This is a genomic window from Prevotella sp. P4-98 (genome assembly GCF_002251405.1).
GTDB lineage: Bacteria > Bacteroidota > Bacteroidia > Bacteroidales > Bacteroidaceae > Prevotella.
Genome location: NZ_NPJC01000027.1, coordinates 1 through 863, shown reverse-complemented (window position 1 = coordinate 863; position 863 = coordinate 1). Strand labels below are relative to the sequence as shown.

Sequence of the window (863 nt, the reverse complement as noted above, 5' to 3'; positions counted from 1 at the left end):
AGTTTCTGAATGTGAAAGCGGTCAATGACACGTTGGGCTTTCGGAAAAGCAGATCGTACAATCTTGTGCATGGAGTCAGACAGGTCAAGTGTTATCTCCGTCACTGCCTCGCGTTTCTCTTCGGGAATATTCTCCAAGGCTTTGATGACATCTTCCGACTTCGTGCCGGATACGACTGCAACAAGACATCCCTCACCGCCATGACGCTCACGGTTGGTTACGATAGTGTACAGCTCGCCGTTGGACAGGCTTGTCTCATCTATAGCCAGATGAGAGCCAATGTTTTCCGGAAACACAAGCCATTCGTCTGCGTGTGGCAGTTCACTCCAGCTACGATAGCCACTCAGAACCTCCTTGTACTGTTTCTTGAACGTATGTGCGTCAATGTAGTAGAAATCCTCAAGCGTACGGCAGGTCACTGGGGATTTCCCCATACGTCTGTTTTAAAAAAGCCGCAAACTCCTTAGAGTAGCGGGTGCCGTCGGCTGTCACTTTCAGCGGGAGAATGAAACTCTTTCCTGTGCGGGTATCTATCCACCTGCGGCGGCGCAGAACCAGTACCACCTTGTGGTCACGGATGGGAAAGTCTGTCACCTCTACGGGAGAGATAAAACCCTTCGATTCAAAATGACTGTCACCCTGAAGGTCTGGATGTATTTTCTCGTCAAGGTGAATGTGCATCTCAGGCTCGTCATAAGCCTTCGTGTCAACGTACTCAATATCAGTTATGATGAAGTGGTCAAGCACTTCCTTGGGCAGCACCATACGTGCCAACATTAGCAAACCTTTGTCTTCCATGATGCAAAGGTAAGCATTTCATATGAATCATACTCATTTACCCCTATGAAAAATCTATTGAGCCG

Annotated in this window: 2 protein-coding genes; both read right to left on the bottom strand. The window is 48.3% G+C overall.

Features of this window, described 5'->3' with window-relative positions; genetic code table 11:
- Positions 1 to 434 (bottom strand): transposase (locus tag CIK96_RS04420; protein ID WP_144007480.1); only part of this gene is annotated, 434 nt, incomplete at its 3' end.
- Entirely contained in the window at positions 400 to 798 is a 399-nt protein-coding gene (locus tag CIK96_RS04415) for a hypothetical protein (RefSeq protein WP_094439892.1), read from the bottom strand. The genes CIK96_RS04415 and CIK96_RS04420, both read right to left, overlap by 35 nt.
- Between the last annotated feature and the right edge of the window lie 65 nt (positions 799 to 863).